Source organism: Fulvivirga marina (assembly GCF_016775155.1).
GTDB classification, from domain to species: domain Bacteria; phylum Bacteroidota; class Bacteroidia; order Cytophagales; family Cyclobacteriaceae; genus Fulvivirga; species Fulvivirga marina.
On the sequence record NZ_JAEUGD010000066.1, the window covers coordinates 248752 to 261429 of the forward strand.

15 protein-coding genes are annotated in these 12678 nt (G+C 38.5%); 9 read left to right on the forward strand and 6 right to left on the reverse strand.

Going from position 1 to position 12678, the window contains the following annotated elements; all coding sequences use genetic code 11:
* The first annotated feature begins 1 nt into the window (after position 1).
* Complete coding sequence (locus JMN32_RS22020) at positions 2–928, forward strand: L-lactate dehydrogenase (RefSeq protein ID WP_202858543.1); 927 nt, start codon at positions 2–4, stop codon at positions 926–928.
* Positions 929–948: 20 nt separating this feature from the next.
* Here JMN32_RS22020 and JMN32_RS22025 read toward each other — a convergent pair whose 3' ends face one another.
* The gene (locus JMN32_RS22025; protein ID WP_202858544.1) at positions 949–2334 is read right to left on the reverse strand and encodes a serine hydrolase domain-containing protein; all 1386 of its coding nucleotides are present in this window, start codon (positions 2332–2334) and stop codon (positions 949–951) included.
* Positions 2335–2372: 38 nt separating this feature from the next.
* Positions 2373–2867 carry a hypothetical protein gene (locus JMN32_RS22030; protein ID WP_202858545.1) on the reverse strand — a complete coding sequence of 165 codons (495 nt, stop codon included), beginning with the start codon at positions 2865–2867 and terminating at the stop codon, positions 2373–2375.
* A 103-nt stretch (positions 2868–2970) separates the two neighbouring features.
* Here JMN32_RS22030 and JMN32_RS22035 point away from each other — a divergent pair, with 103 nt between their 5' ends.
* Positions 2971–3171, forward strand: coding sequence for a YwbE family protein (locus JMN32_RS22035; RefSeq protein WP_202858546.1), 201 nt, complete (start codon positions 2971–2973; stop codon positions 3169–3171).
* Complete coding sequence (locus tag JMN32_RS22040; RefSeq protein WP_202858547.1) at positions 3168–3581, forward strand: hypothetical protein; 414 nt, start codon at positions 3168–3170, stop codon at positions 3579–3581. Before JMN32_RS22035 ends, JMN32_RS22040 begins: the two co-directional genes overlap by 4 nt.
* Here the strand turns inward: JMN32_RS22040 and JMN32_RS22045 are convergent.
* Complete coding sequence (locus JMN32_RS22045; RefSeq protein WP_238354585.1) at positions 3578–4489, reverse strand: YheT family hydrolase; 912 nt, start codon at positions 4487–4489, stop codon at positions 3578–3580. The two genes, JMN32_RS22040 and JMN32_RS22045, sit on opposite strands and share 4 nt — an antisense overlap.
* A 216-nt stretch (positions 4490–4705) precedes the next feature.
* On the opposite strand from JMN32_RS22045, the gene JMN32_RS22050 reads away from it, so the two are divergent.
* From JMN32_RS22050 to JMN32_RS22070, 5 genes are all read left to right on the forward strand, one after another.
* Complete coding sequence (locus JMN32_RS22050) at positions 4706–5275, forward strand: helix-turn-helix domain-containing protein (RefSeq protein ID WP_202858549.1); 570 nt, start codon at positions 4706–4708, stop codon at positions 5273–5275.
* 100 nt (positions 5276–5375) lie between these two features.
* Positions 5376–7589, forward strand: coding sequence for a heavy metal translocating P-type ATPase (locus JMN32_RS22055; RefSeq protein WP_202858550.1), 2214 nt, complete (start codon positions 5376–5378; stop codon positions 7587–7589).
* A gap of 28 nt (positions 7590–7617) precedes the next feature.
* Positions 7618–7833 (forward strand): heavy-metal-associated domain-containing protein, encoded by a 216-nt coding sequence (locus tag JMN32_RS22060; protein ID WP_202858551.1) that lies wholly within the window; start codon positions 7618–7620, stop codon positions 7831–7833.
* A 123-nt stretch (positions 7834–7956) separates the two neighbouring features.
* Complete coding sequence (locus JMN32_RS22065) at positions 7957–8256, forward strand: DUF3817 domain-containing protein (protein ID WP_202858552.1); 300 nt, start codon at positions 7957–7959, stop codon at positions 8254–8256.
* 203 nt (positions 8257–8459) lie between these two features.
* On the forward strand, positions 8460–9368 hold the full coding sequence (locus tag JMN32_RS22070; RefSeq protein ID WP_202858553.1) for a sensor histidine kinase: 909 nt from the start codon (positions 8460–8462) through the stop codon (positions 9366–9368).
* 254 nt (positions 9369–9622) lie between these two features.
* On the opposite strand, the gene JMN32_RS22075 is transcribed toward JMN32_RS22070, so the two are convergent.
* Positions 9623–10081 (reverse strand): hypothetical protein, encoded by a 459-nt coding sequence (locus JMN32_RS22075; protein ID WP_202858554.1) that lies wholly within the window; start codon positions 10079–10081, stop codon positions 9623–9625.
* Between the two features lie 450 nt (positions 10082–10531).
* Here JMN32_RS22075 and JMN32_RS22080 point away from each other — a divergent pair, with 450 nt between their 5' ends.
* On the forward strand, positions 10532–11161 hold the full coding sequence (locus JMN32_RS22080) for a deoxynucleoside kinase (protein WP_202858555.1): 630 nt from the start codon (positions 10532–10534) through the stop codon (positions 11159–11161).
* A gap of 54 nt (positions 11162–11215) precedes the next feature.
* Here JMN32_RS22080 and JMN32_RS22085 read toward each other — a convergent pair whose 3' ends face one another.
* Together JMN32_RS22085 and JMN32_RS22090 are read right to left on the reverse strand one after the other, a co-directional pair.
* Positions 11216–12109, reverse strand: a complete 894-nt coding sequence (locus JMN32_RS22085; RefSeq protein ID WP_238354586.1) for a DUF5777 family beta-barrel protein — start codon at positions 12107–12109, stop codon at positions 11216–11218.
* A gap of 14 nt (positions 12110–12123) precedes the next feature.
* Positions 12124–12660: a YceI family protein gene (locus JMN32_RS22090; RefSeq protein WP_202858556.1), complete on the reverse strand. Its 537-nt coding sequence runs from the start codon at positions 12658–12660 to the stop codon at positions 12124–12126.
* Positions 12661–12678 lie beyond the last annotated feature (18 nt).

The following is a 12678-nucleotide window of genomic DNA, read 5'->3' on the forward strand; positions in this document are numbered from 1 at the left end:
TATGGGTGGCAGAAAGTCTATTGGAATAATCGGTATGGGCTGGGTTGGTAGCAGTGTTGCTATCTCCATACTCCATTCAGGTATTACCAATGAATTGTTGCTTCATGATATAAGAACAGAAATTGCAGAAGGTGAAGCCATGGATTTAAGCCATGGTTCCTCCTTCTACCCTACTGCCAGCGTAACGGCCTCCTCCATAGAGGATATGATGGCCACTGACGCTATTATAATAGCTGCCGGACGTGGTGGAAAGCCTGGTGAAACACGACTTCAACTACTCAACGAAAATGTAATCATTGCTCGTGATATAGCCTTAAAACTTAAGAACTACCAGGGTATTGTAATAGTAGTTTCCAACCCAGTTGACGTACTCACTTACTTCATTCAAAAGTTTTCAGGACTGCCTGAATCCAGGGTTATCGGCACGGGAACTATGCTGGACACCGCACGTCTGAAAGAAATACTTGGCAAAACCCTTAATCTAGACCCTCGGAGCGTTCATGCTCAGGTAGTAGGTGAACATGGTGACTCTGAAGTAGTACTCTGGTCAAGCGCCACCGTTGGAGGAAAGGATTTGCAGTCATGGCCAGGATGGACAAAGGAAAAAGAAACTATGATCGCTGAACAGGTGCGAACAGCTGCTCAAGAAATTATTAAAAGAAAAGGAGCGACTAATCATGCTATTGGTCTAGTAACGGCAACATTGATAAAATGGATACTTCGGGGTGAAAGAAGAATCATAACACTTTCGCGGGTTCTACCAAAAGCCTTAGGCATGGGGCGTGTTGCTATTTCCCTTCCCACCATAGTTGGCTCTGATGGGGCTTCTGAAATTCTAATCCCCGAAATGACCAATACCGAACGTGAAAAACTGGAAGCTTCGGCAACGATCATAAAGAAAGCCATTACTTCTGTCAATCAGATTTAATCCACCTGAGTAGCCTATCATCAATCTGGTAGAGCGCTTAAAACATCCTTGAGAAACTCATTAAAATCAAAGTTGCCTCTTTTAGTGAGTCCAAGTCTTACAATCACAGCCTTTTTTGATGGAACAATAAATACACACTGCCCTTCAAACCCATTCAAATTAAAAATATCCGTTGGAGCATCAGGGTATTTCCGGTCAGCAGGATTCCCCACTGCACCTGCATTTAACCAGAAATGAGCTCCATACTGTCCATGTCCCGCCCCAGGTGTTGGTGTTGATGAGTATTTTACCCACCCCTCCGGAAGTATTCGCTCTCCATTCCAGACACCATCATTAAGATAAAGTAAGCCAAACCTTGCCCAATCCCTTGGCGTGGCATACATATAAGAAGAACCAACATATGTCCCTGAAGCATCCGGCTCTAACACGGCACTTGTCATTCCAAGTTTGTTAAACAATCTCCTATAGGCAAATGCATAATATTCATTACCAACACTTTGTCTGATGATCATGGAAAGTATATTAGATGTTCCGCTTGAATAATACCATTTGGTATCCGGTGGATTTGCCAAAGGAAAACTTGAAGCAAAACTTCCCATATCTGACTGCTTAAATAGCATATTTGTTGCAGTACTTGGTCCTGCATATTCCTCCTCCCATTCGAGTCCACTACTCATTCTTAGCAAATGATCAATAGTTATTGTACCCCTTGGGTCCCCTTCTGTTTTCCATTGCTCTAAGGGGGCTGGTTGATATAAGTGCAACTTTCCATCTTTAATGAGCAGAGCTATTAAGGCATTCGTGACGCTTTTGGTCATAGACCATCCCATTTGTGGAGTAGTGGCATCAAACCCATCCGCATATTGCTCCATCACTAACTTACCATCGTGTATTACTACAACCGCACGAGTATTTTGTAAGTGTTCTTTATCAGGCTCAAGAAAAGCCCTGTCAATAGCATCATTAAGTACTTTATAATCAATAAATTGCATAACACTATCAGAGGTAGCAGTACCTAAAGGCCACTCAAGGGTATCAGAAAGCACCATGGAAGAATCAGACAATTTATATTCCTGCGATCTCACTTCCTCTTCAGTCAATTCCGAAATAAGAGTACACCCTAAGCCTTTACGGTATATAGCTTTTCTAGAGGCCATACCAAATACTTCACCATAAGCAGAAGAGTCTGATAAATCAAGATAAAAAGCACCTAATGAAAGAGGGAAGCTCCCCAACTCATTTGCTATGACAGATTGAGAGGGCCTTCTGGAAATATAGGCGCAACTACACAGATTTTTGGCCCCATAACCGCTAATTATAGGAAAAGTCCTCCATGCGTAACTCAACCCATATATCAATATTATGAGTATAACCAGCAAGAATAACCTTGTCAGTAATTTTTTCATTTTAATTAGTAGCCACAATAGAAAAAAATACGAATGATTTACTCTTTTTGTTTCTCTTGCTTTCCCCAATAATAGTCGTCAGCCTCTCCATCTTCATCCCAGTCTAAACTTCCTTCAAACTCTACGATACCCCCTTCAACCTTAGTGGTATAGCGAGTAGTACTACCCTCTTGCGTCATTTCCAAAGTATCTCCATTTACAGCCCACATACCTGTACTTGTCATGATTATAGCATCATCAAGGTCTCTATATTCTGAGCTAAAACTGCCATCATTATTAAAAACAGTTGTGATGGGTTGGATCTTCAGTACTTCTTCCCATTTTCCGGCCGGCACATTTACAACAGAATCGGCCGACTCCCCTCTAATAATAACTCGCATAGCTATATTACGCCACTCCCCAATTATATCCTCCTTAAGTGTACTTGCAGCCTTTGCTTTACGCTTATGCGAATGTTCGTCTGCTTCTTTCTCGCTGTTCCCACAGGAAAATATAAAAGCTGAAACTAAAACCAGTGTTATTATATTCTTCATCTTCATCTATAGTTACTTCTAAATGTAGTGTTATGATTGTGTATTTCAAAGTGGTAGCTTATCATTAAATCATGTACTTTTGACGTAACTATACATTTAATACATGAACGGTACCAATAGAAAAGATATAAGACCTGGTTTAAAGGTTGCCATAGTACTAAAAAAGGATCAACGAACCGGTAAACTTACAGAAGGAATAGTAAAAGACCTGCTTACTAAAGCCCCAGTACACCATCGCGGAATAAAAGTAAGATTGCAGGACGGGCAAATAGGCAGGGTGCAGCAAATCCTTGATGACCAATGATACAAAGAGACTTCATACTAAAGGAGATTGAAAAGCTCAACCTTTTGATTGCCAAGATCACCGGATTGAAGAACGATGGAAAAACCGATGAAGCCAACACCCTAATAAACAATCACGTTTTACATACATCTGGCTTTACCATTCATGAACTGGAACCATTGGATACCTCAGAGACCATCGAATTTCTAAAGAAAGAAAAGAAACTATCTGTAATGGAGTTTAAAGTGTTGGCCGAGCTTTGCTTTCAAGCAGCAGAACTTGCTTCTCCTTTGTGTTCGACCAAAAGCATCAATCTATATAAAAAGTCATTGGTTATATTGGAACATATAACTGCAACGGAAAAAACCTATGACTTTGAGAGAGAAGACAGAACAAACGTCATCAGGTCAAAAATCAATGACTGTAACTAGTCAATATTATCATTGAAAAATTGTAATGCCCGCCTTTCCATATAATTAAACTCACTGCCCTTTAGAGTAAAACCGACGTGCCCACCATAATCCGGAGACTCAAAATACAGATAATCATGTATTTCACACTCCTTTTCAGGATAACATTCCTTTGGTAGAAATGGGTCATTCCATGCATTTACTAAAAGCGTGGGAAGCTCAATATTATACATATAACGGTTAGCACTAGCCCTGTTATAAAAATCTGCTGCATCCTTAAAGCCATGTAGTGGTGCTGTATAGAGATTATCAAAATCCGGAAAATAGCGAATATTACTAAAATCACTACATTGTATCTTTTCGGGGTACTGCTCCGCCTTTACTTTAATCTTATGCTCAAGTTTTCTAAGAAATCGCTTACGATAAAAGTTATTATGCTTTCTAGCCAGCTCATCAACGCTTGAACCAAGGTCGACAGGCACGGAAAATGCTGCTCCCCCCCTTACCTGGGGCACAACATGGTCAACCATTTCTCCCAAGTATTTAAGTGTCATGCTTCCTCCCATACTGAAACCAACAAGAACTATTGTGGAATAACCGTACCTCTCTACCGCATAACGTACGACTTGTGCCAGATCTTCAGTATCCCCATGATGATAGAAACGCGGTTTTTTATTGATTTCACCACTGCAACTTCGGCAATTCCAAGCCAATACATCCCACCCATATTTATGAAAATACTTAGCCATACCTCTTACATAGGGCCTCTGAGAGCTTCCTTCCAGACCATGAGATATCACAACAAGCTTTTCAGACCCTTGAGCCAACCAATCTAAATCCAGAAAATCGCCATCGTTGGTATCTATTCGCTCTCGGACATACTCCACATCATTTACCTTACGAAAGGCACTGGGTATAACTGTGGCCATATGACCATTCTTCAGATAAAAGGGGGGGATATATTTTGACTGTACTAATGGCATGATAAACTGATATCGTCTCGCTAAATGGGATTAACAATACGCTATTCCCCCAAGCGGGGGCAAATATAACCCATTATATCAATTTTTACTGCGCATTTTTATTGTATCGAAACCATATCAAACTAAAGGCGTTAGATTTGTAAAAGAAAAATAGGCAATTGGATGAAGCTACATATTAGAAATATGGTATGCCCACGTTGTATTGCAGCAGTTGAGCAATTTCTTAAAAAAGAAGGTATCCAATATACTTCTGTAATGTTGGGTGAGGTTGTAACTGCATCAGGAATTTCTGAAGACAGATTAAAGTTTATTGATAGTGGTTTGAAAAAACTGGGTTTTGAACTGATCACCAACCGGCAACAGCAAAATATAGAATCCATCAAAAATATTGTGATTAGCAAAGTCCACCATGAAGAAGCTGCCCTTCAGCAGCAAAAGCTTAATTGGTCAGACATCATTGCTGAATCTCTCAACCAAGACTATAAAGGCCTAAGCCGCCTCTTTTCCTCGGTCGAAGGAATAACCATTGAGCAATACATTATCAAACAGAAAATTGAAAAGGTCAAAGAGTTGCTTCTCTATGATCAGCTCACCCTCTCTGAAATAGCATGGAAGCTGGGGTACAGTAGCGTAGCACACCTTAGTGGACAGTTTCAGAAAGTGACTGGCATGAGTCCAAGTGCTTTCAAAAAACAGTCGCAACCCCACAGATCATTTATCGATCAGGTATAACTGCCAAACCTTATAAATCTCACTGATAATTCTATAACACAATGGATAGGGTTCGGGTATAACTTTGTTATTATAAAAAGAAAGCAAAGGAAGAAAAATCATGGTCACAAGTAATAAACAAACCTATCCAGTAAGTGGTATGAGTTGTGCTGCATGTGCAGTAAGTGTAGAGTCAACGCTAAAGGCCATCAACGGTGTAAAAGATGCTGGTGTAAATTTTGCTACCCAATCAGCCTGGGTTGAGTTAGAAAACGGCAATATCACCCCCGAAGAGCTACAAAGTACTGTACGTTCTATTGGATATGACCTGATCATTGATACTGAGGACCCTCAGGCACTACAAGAAGAAGCCCAGCTTAAAAAGTATCAGGAAATTAAAAAACGGACAATCTGGTCCTCTATTCTAGCGGTTCCTGTAGTCGCAGTTGGAATGCTTTTTACCAACATACCTTATGGTGAGTGGGTTTCAATGACTTTGACAACCCCCATATTATTTTACTTTGGGAGAAACTTCTTTATCAATGCATTCAGGCAGGCAAAGCATGGCATGGCCAATATGGATACGCTGGTTGCTCTAAGCACTGGAATAGCATTCACATTTAGTGTCTTCAATACTATAAACCCCGAGTTCTGGATCTCTAAAGGCCTGGAAGCACACGTCTACTACGAAGCCGCGGCTGTTATTATTGCTTTTATTTCGTTAGGCAAGTTGCTTGAAGAAAGGGCAAAATCCAATACTTCATCAGCCATTAAAAAACTTATGGGTTTGCAGCCTAAAACTGTTATTGTAATCATAGAAGATCAAGAAACAGAAATCCCGATCGCTTCGGTACAAACAGGATATGAAATACTGGTGAGGCCTGGAGAAAAGGTTCCTGTAGACGGCAAGGTCAAGGAAGGAAGCTCTTATATAGATGAAAGCATGATCACGGGGGAACCCATTCCAGTAGAAAAGCAAAAAGGCGGGAAAGTCTTTGCTGGTACAATCAACCAAAAAGGTAGCTTTAGGTTTATTGCTGAAAAAGTCGGCTCTGATACTTTACTAGCTCAGATCATCAAAATGGTTCAGGAAGCCCAGGGGAGCAAAGCTCCTGTACAAAAACTGGTGGACAAAATTGCGGGTATTTTTGTACCCGTGGTGATGGTCATTTCCATTATTACCTTTGCTGTTTGGATGATTGCCGGAGGGAATGATGCCTTTACTCATGCCCTTTTAACATCCATCACAGTCCTGGTTATTGCCTGCCCCTGTGCCTTGGGCCTCGCTACTCCTACTGCAATCATGGTAGGTGTGGGTAAAGGTGCCGAAAACAATATACTCATAAAAGATGCCGAAAGCCTTGAAATTGCTCACAAAGTCGATGCTATTATTCTTGACAAAACAGGAACCATAACAGAGGGCAAACCAGTAGTAACTGATCTTGTATGGACAAACCATAAAATTGAAAAACTATATGACATCCTTTATACACTTGAATCTCAATCAGAACACCCCTTAGCCGAAGCAGTTGTATCGAAGCTCAGAGAAGGAAAAACAGAAAAGGTTCAGTTAACAGATTTTAATAGTATAACAGGAAAAGGGGTATCGGCCAAGTATGACAGCACCTTATATTTAATTGGTAATAAAAGGTTGCTGGAAGACAAAAACATCTCCTTGAACAAGCAAATGATTCAAACAGCGAACCAATGGCAGACAGATGCAAAAACGGTCGTATACTTTGCTGATGAGAACGAACTTCTAGCCGTTATAGCCATCGCAGACCAGGTAAAGCCAACCTCACGAGAGGCTATTAAACTTTTACAAAATAAAGGAATTGAAGTTTACATGCTTACCGGAGACAACCGGGAAACGGCCACCGCTATTGCCAAACAGGTTGGTTTGAGTCACTTTAAATCAGAAGTTCTTCCTGCTGATAAAGCTGATTTTGTAAAAGAACTCCAGCGAAAAGGACACATTGTGGCAATGGTAGGTGATGGTATTAATGATTCTCACGCTCTGGCTCAGGCGGATGTAAGTATAGCTATGGGTAAGGGTTCTGATATAGCCATGGATGTAGCCAAAATGACCTTGATTACTTCCGATCTTAAATCAGTCCCTAAAGCACTGAACTTATCAGGAAAGATCGTTGATGGTATTCGTCAAAATCTCTTTTGGGCATTCGTATATAATCTTATAGGAATCCCCATAGCAGCAGGTATACTTTACCCAGTAAATGGTTTTCTTCTAGATCCTATGATAGCAGGTGCAGCAATGGCTTTAAGTTCTGTATCAGTAGTAAGTAACAGCCTGCGTCTAAAGGCTGCAAAAATATAAGTTATATAATTTCTTAAAACTCAATAAAATGAACACTATTAAATTTAAAACTAATATCAAATGTATGGGGTGCCTAGAAACCGTAAAGCCTCAATTGGATCAATTACCAGAAGTAAAAACATGGGAAGTTGACCTTGGAAGTCAGGATAAAATACTGACAGTAGAAGCTACGGATGCAAGTGGACTACAAAAAGTAGTGGACGCTCTAAAAGCTGTCGGTTATATCGGAGAACCCCAAAATTAATATATCATAAAAGCCCGGAGACATTTCTAGGCTCTCCGGCTTTTATTTAAATTATTTATTTCAGGTTCTGGTTTAATTCATCTTCAAAGGTAATCTTTACAGCTGATTTCAAAACTGTTACGCATGTTAAAGACTAATATTAATAAACTTAGAGTGCTCGGTCTGCTGGAAGGCATTAGCTACCTTCTTTTACTAGGTGTTTGTATGCCTCTTAAATACTTGATGGATATACCTGAACCTACTTCATATGTTGGCATGGCGCATGGTATACTTTTTATTGCGTACTGCCTTTGGGTAATCATTGTAGCAGTAGAAGTAAAATGGGGCTTTGGCAAGATATTTTGGGCTTTGCTAGCTTCTTTGCTACCTTTCGGCACATTTTTAGCAGACGTGTGGCTATTCAAGCCGGAAAAGAGCCAATAAAAACATTAGAATTTTAGCAACTTGTAAAGGGTGACTCATCCATAAACTTACCTCTGTCTCTTCTCTTCAACCAATCAAATATAGCTTTCCTATAGTCAAGTGTTCATATTTTTGTTGCTATAAGCAGTAAATATTACATTTTCGCAATTAAGCTATAACTACTCTTAATTTTACATTTTGTAAAGATTAGAGAGCTCTTACAAATGCCTAAGATAAAACCTTCAGCTAGAATTGCTATTATTTACTTTATTCTTGGTGTATTATGGATATTAGTTTCAGATAGTATAGTCAACCTATTTGTTCATGACAAAAAGTCCATTCTCGAAATACAAATTTTTAAAGGGTGGTTTTTCGTAATTGTAAGTTCATTACTCATCTATAGCCTTGGTGCTCACTATAACAGGCATCTGAATAATAAAATACGCGAGTTAAAAAATGCCAATGAAGACCTGAAATTGTTTTTCTATAAAGCCTCTCACGACCTAAGGGGACCAATAAAATCAATACTCGGTCTTACTAATATTATAGATTTATACCTCCGATCCGGCGAGCTTCCTATAGCTATTAATCACATTGAACTTTCAGCAAAAAAAGCTGATCACCTTATCTATGATCTTGAACAATTGACCAATATCATCGAGGGACCATTAAATGTAGCTCCAATAAATTTCCATGCCTTAATCAAAAAAATTATCAAATACCAATACCAAAACAACCATGACCTAGTCGATAAAATCGATTTTGCATTAAAAGTGAATATAGATAATTATGAATCAAACCCGTACCTGATTGAGCTGGCATTAGAAAAGGTTATGGAAAATGCTATCATTTTCACAGCCCCATTTAAAGATAACCCACAAATTGAAACTTGTGTGAAGTCTGTAAGCGATGGAATAGAAGTAAGCATAAAAGATAATGGTATCGGAATAGAAGGCTTTCAGGTTAATAAGATATTCAACATGTTTTACAGAGGAACTGAGGCATCTAAAGGCAGCGGGTTAGGGCTGTACATTGCCAAAATGGCTATTGAACGTCTTAATGGTAAGATATGGGTTAAGAGCACTTATAGAAAAGAAAGCACTTTTACCATTTTCTTACCCAAAGTAGCATAGCGGTCATTAAACGTACATTTTGACATAAGTGCCTTAAATTTGTCGTAAAAAAGCCGTACTTTCCGATTAGCACAAACTGTACATTTGTCGATGTTACTTTATAGAAAACATCATATCATCAGTAGAAAAACCGTAACTTATTCCGAAGAAATAACATTCTTTCAAAACTTCTGATGCAGAAGGAATAATAGGCAATAAACTATTCCTTAACCAAACCATACATTATACTCAACCACAGGCAAAGGTTTGTCGTCCTATGAATTATTATTTTGACCTAATAAATTGTGAAGCTTTTCACTTTCCACCACTTTTTCAGTAATGGTAAAAACTTGCTTTTTCAAGCTCCTGTGTGATTTTACATAGTCGACGACATCTTCCTCCAATTGGGCATGTTCTTCTCTGAATTTTTGCTCATTATGTACAAAAGGGTTCTCCACCATACCTCTTATATGCCCCATATGTCTGGCAATAGTTGCTAATAGATCATCCTTAAACCGTTCACATACATTAAGCTTTTCAGTAACCTGTTGTACCCATTCAATATTATCTGATACAGTGAGCCAAATAGAATATTTACCCACAAGATGTTTCAAGAAACTTGTTTCATCACCATAAAAGCAAAGGTCTGATTTCCAGTAATTTGTAATAACATAAAGCTGTTCCCAACTGGCTTGGTCGAAAAAGTCACTTTTGTGTTGTATTTTAAGTTCCATATCCTTTACCTGTTTAAATAACTTATTGATGACAGTTTTTTTGCTTCATAAGCATGAGATACAAAGGAGTAAGTTTACGGGCGAGAAGTTCATTTATTAAACTGAGCCTAATGAATCATAAGTGAATCTCCTCTGTTTATAAAAATACAACATGTTTAAGCCTTTCGCAATAAGAATCTATACTGAGAACTGCCGGTCAACTCATACTTCATTCATAGGCTTTACCTTAAAATTATCTGATGCTCAAACATATAACATATCCATAATATGGATAACCATTACTATACAAAGACTAATAATACCTTTGAAGCATAATTAGTTAAGACTTCTTCATAGGGGTACTTTAATAAGGTTATTGCCCTAAGGCCGGCTGGTTACCGGCCTTTTTTTATTTTTATTTTTTCCTTAGCCTTCGAAGTAATATTTTTGCCTTCCCAAATTTTTTTTCTCATGCACATCGCTATTTGTGGTAATATTGGTTCTGGTAAAACAACACTTGCAAAAATGCTCTCCCGTCACTATGGATGGGAAGCGGAACTCGAATCTGTAGAAGATAATCCCTATCTGGTAGATTTCTATGAAGATATGCACAGGTGGGCATTTCACTTGCAAATATATTTTCTGAACAGCAGGTTCTCCCAGGTGAAAAAGATTCGTGAAAACTGGAAGTCTACCGTTCAGGACAGAACCATATATGAAGACGCTTACATATTTGCCAACAACCTCTATCGGTCAAGCTACATCAATGATCGTGACTACTCCAGCTATCTCACACTTTTCGAGTCAATGATCCAGCATGTAGAAGCTCCGGATCTTTTGATCTACCTGAAGGCAGATATTCCAAAACTGGTAAGTCAGATACAGAAAAGAGGAAGGGACTATGAAAATGCCATCAGACTTGACTACTTGAAAAATCTAAATGAGCGCTACCTTGAATGGATAGATAGCTACAATCTGGGCAAACTGTTAATTGTGGATGTAAACAATATGGATTTTGTTGCTAACCAGGAAGATTTTGCAAGTATCGTAAGCAAAATTGATGTGGAGTTACACGGTCTTTTCAGTAATAAAAAAGCTTAATAAAAAACAAGCCACTCATGGCCAATGAGTGGCTTGTTACCCTATATACAAAAGCTACCAGCCAGCTTCTTTTTTCTTCTCTAGCTGAAAAGTTCTGGAAATATTAAACCCAAAGTGGATATCTCCATCAAAGAAATCATCATTAGTCTCTGTAATAAACGATCTCTCAATAGCTGTAACCGAATTAGTAAAGTGTAGCTGAAATACGTGACCTCCTGTTTCAATATCAAAGCCTACGGCGATCGAATTTTTGTAAATGCTATTTTCAGGTGGATTAATGCGATAATAATACTCTGCGTTAAACGCTAGTCGTCGCGTTAACTTTACACGCCCTCCCATTCCAATCGCAATCTGATCATTATCATCAAAAATTTCAACCCTGTTTTTATGCACAAAAGTAGGCATCACCTGTAAAGACAGATTGCTGCTAAACTTCCTAGCTATTAGTAACTGACTAACTGTAGCCAATCTGTCGTTAAAAGAATAAGTAGGGTCATCCTCTTCTTTAGGGGTAGTTTTAAGAGCAAGGCTATTAAACAATACCATACTCACCGGGGCTCCATTAGAAGCCTGTCTTATAAATTTATATTTCAGAAAAGCATCGAAACTCTTATCATAGGAACTTCTGCCAACTCCTAAGTTAATATTATCTGTAATACCATATTCTAACCCCAGCCTGATGTTTGCATTATCCAGACCGAATAAATTATGTGCACCAGAGTTCACCCTCCCAAACCTATGGCTGATCAAAAATTCTAGCGCTTGTTTATGCTTGGTTTCTACAGAGTGACCTAATATCACCCTAGAGCCTTTAAAAGTGGCCGAAGTATATTGTTTACCTTCAGGTTCATCAACAAGGTCCATTAAATCATCCTGAGCCATAACCGGAAGGTGAATAATCATAGCAAAAGCAGCCATGAAGTAATAAAATACATATCTAAAATTCATTGTCTTTTCTTTCCTTAAATTGGTTTATAAATAAAGTTGATGGTTACTTCTACTTCTTCAGCAATATTTTGCCAAAGAACCTGAGGTATTTTTACCTTGTAATCTTCCAGGCGTACAGGAAATACACTTTTAAGGTATAACTTACCATCCTTATATTCCATCTCTCCATCTACATTTATAGCACGTGTAATACCATGTATCGTTATGTCTCCTTTAGCTGTTACCTTTTGAGTTGCCTTACCTTCCTCATAATTGATCACCTCTCCTTTAAATATAGCTTTTGGATATTTTTCAGACTCCATGTAGTTTTCATTGAAATGCTCCTGCATTAACGATTTTTTGAACTCAAAAGAAGTGATTGGTATAGAAAAAACGATCTGCTTACTTTCTTCATCAAATACACTTGACCCATCCTTGTTGTCAGCAGCTATATTTTCCAGAGTGGCTTCTGAAAAGAACCTTACCTTACTTTCAAAGGATTTGTATTTCTGCCCATAAGCGGTGATACTAAGGCCAAATATTACGATTAATAATTTAATTCTTGGATTCATGGTTGTTAATATTATTGT

Excerpts from the sequence above, each read along its gene's own strand:
- JMN32_RS22045 (WP_238354585.1), bottom strand. The coding sequence starts at position 4,489 with ATGGCCACAGTTATACCCAGTGCCTTTCGTAAGGTAAATGATGTGGAG.
- JMN32_RS22035 (WP_202858546.1), top strand. The coding sequence starts at position 2,971 with ATGAACGGTACCAATAGAAAAGATATAAGACCTGGTTTAAAGGTTGCC.
- JMN32_RS22075 (WP_202858554.1), bottom strand. The coding sequence starts at position 10,081 with ATGGAACTTAAAATACAACACAAAAGTGACTTTTTCGACCAAGCCAGT.
- JMN32_RS22030 (WP_202858545.1), bottom strand. The coding sequence starts at position 2,867 with ATGAAGAATATAATAACACTGGTTTTAGTTTCAGCTTTTATATTTTCC.
- JMN32_RS22055 (WP_202858550.1), top strand. The coding sequence starts at position 5,376 with ATGGTCACAAGTAATAAACAAACCTATCCAGTAAGTGGTATGAGTTGT.
- JMN32_RS22060 (WP_202858551.1), top strand. The coding sequence starts at position 7,618 with ATGAACACTATTAAATTTAAAACTAATATCAAATGTATGGGGTGCCTA.
- JMN32_RS22065 (WP_202858552.1), top strand. The coding sequence starts at position 7,957 with ATGTTAAAGACTAATATTAATAAACTTAGAGTGCTCGGTCTGCTGGAA.
- JMN32_RS22040 (WP_202858547.1), top strand. The coding sequence starts at position 3,168 with ATGATACAAAGAGACTTCATACTAAAGGAGATTGAAAAGCTCAACCTT.
- JMN32_RS22050 (WP_202858549.1), top strand. The coding sequence starts at position 4,706 with ATGAAGCTACATATTAGAAATATGGTATGCCCACGTTGTATTGCAGCA.
- JMN32_RS22020 (WP_202858543.1), top strand. The coding sequence starts at position 2 with ATGGGTGGCAGAAAGTCTATTGGAATAATCGGTATGGGCTGGGTTGGT.
- JMN32_RS22025 (WP_202858544.1), bottom strand. The coding sequence starts at position 2,334 with ATGAAAAAATTACTGACAAGGTTATTCTTGCTGGTTATACTCATAATA.
- JMN32_RS22080 (WP_202858555.1), top strand. The coding sequence starts at position 10,532 with ATGCACATCGCTATTTGTGGTAATATTGGTTCTGGTAAAACAACACTT.
- JMN32_RS22085 (WP_238354586.1), bottom strand. The coding sequence starts at position 12,109 with ATGAATTTTAGATATGTATTTTATTACTTCATGGCTGCTTTTGCTATG.
- JMN32_RS22090 (WP_202858556.1), bottom strand. The coding sequence starts at position 12,660 with ATGAATCCAAGAATTAAATTATTAATCGTAATATTTGGCCTTAGTATC.
- JMN32_RS22070 (WP_202858553.1), top strand. The coding sequence starts at position 8,460 with ATGCCTAAGATAAAACCTTCAGCTAGAATTGCTATTATTTACTTTATT.